The sequence below is a fragment of the Arthrobacter sp. JCM 19049 genome, from assembly GCF_001310435.1.
Map to the genome: position 1 here is coordinate 1 of NZ_BAXF01000539.1, position 1,407 is coordinate 1,407.

1 protein-coding gene and 2 pseudogenes are annotated in these 1,407 nt (G+C 64.7%); 2 read left to right on the forward strand and 1 reads right to left on the reverse strand.

The genetic code is table 11. The features are described from left to right. Nucleotides 1-447 (reverse strand): annotated as a pseudogene (locus tag JCM19049_RS14240) (uroporphyrinogen decarboxylase family protein); the annotation flags it as partial. A gap of 254 nt (nt 448-701) precedes the next feature. On the opposite strand from JCM19049_RS14240, the gene JCM19049_RS14245 reads away from it, so the two are divergent. Further along, nucleotides 702-1,166, forward strand: a complete 465-nt coding sequence (locus tag JCM19049_RS14245) for a hypothetical protein (RefSeq protein WP_054821904.1) — start codon at nt 702-704, stop codon at nt 1,164-1,166. Beyond that, nucleotides 1,135-1,407 (forward strand): annotated as a pseudogene (locus tag JCM19049_RS14250) (glutamyl-tRNA reductase); the annotation flags it as partial. The gene JCM19049_RS14245 and the pseudogene JCM19049_RS14250, both read left to right, overlap by 32 nt.

The window sequence follows — 1,407 nt, forward strand, 5'->3', positions numbered from 1 at the left end:
CGATCAGCGGGGTCGAGCCCACTCGGCGACGGTCAGCGCCACCGCCTCGCGGATCGGTTCCAGGGATTCGTCGGTCAGTTCGGGCAGGGCCGCGACCTGTTCGGCGGTGCGCACCGGCTCACTAAGCACCGGGCCGACCCCGGGGACAATGTCCACCCCGATTCCGGCCAGGCGCAGCGGAATGACGATGTCGGAGAAGAAGATTGCCGCGTCCACCTTGTGCCGGCGCACCGGCTGCAGGGTGATCTCACTGGCCATCGCCGGGTTCAGGCACGAATCGAGCATCGTGGTGCCCTCACGCAGTTCGCGGTATTCGGGCAGCGAGCGCCCGGCTTGGCGCATGAACCACACCGGGGTGCGGCGCGGGGTGCCGCCGCGCAGGGCGGTAATCAGGTCGGAATTACTCGTACGTCCATCAACCATCGGATGGTGTGCAGGCAGGGTCATGTGCCCAATTCTGCCAATCTTGGCGACAAATGCCCACCCCGCCGGGTGAGCATGCTCACGAGGTGAGCAAGATAACCTCTACAACGTGTCGAAAAACCTCTATAACTCGTCGAAAACTTTTCTACAAAATGTCGAAAACGACCTCGAGGATAGGTTCACCTTCGTTGTCGAAACAGGTACCCAGGCCTAATCTAGGTATCACTGTGGTTTACCTATCTCTCGTTGCATCTCACTCGCAGCTCGATCTGGAAACCGTGGCACAGCTCAGCGCCGCGGCCACCGAGCTGGCTCCCGCGACCCTTCAGGCCTGCGACAACATCAACGGCACCGTGGTGTTATCCACCTGCAACCGGTTCGAAATCTACGCCGATGTCGCCTCCCCGCTCTCCGCGGCCACCGAACTGGTTCACCAGCTCTCCTCCCACAGCGGCGTACCCGCCCACCTGCTGGACAGCAAGCTGCTGCGCTTCGAGGGACGCGCGGTCATCGACCACCTCTTCTCCGTGGGCGCGGGACTGGACAGCGCCGTGGTCGGTGAACGCGAAATCGCCGGACAGGTGCGCCGCGCCCTGACCCAGGCCCAGCAGCAGAAGACCACCACCGGCAACCTCACCCGCCTCTTTGAATCGGCCACCCGCGCCGCCAAGGACGTCGGTTCCCAAACCGCACTGCGCCCAGGGCAAGTCCGTGGTCTCCGTGGCCCTGGACCTGGCCGATGACCTGATGCAGGCCAACCGCTCCTGGCAGGATCAGGAAGTGGTGCTCTTTGGCACCGGAGCCTACGCCGGGGTGACCCTGGCGCTGCTGCGTGAACGCGGCGTGAAGCACATCAAGGTCTACTCCACCTCCGGGCGGGCGGCGGACTTCGCGCAGAAGCGCGGCGTGCAGGCCATCAGCACCGAGGAACTGGAGCAGGCACTGCGCCAGGCCGACGTGCTCGTGGGCTGCAGCGGCAGCGGC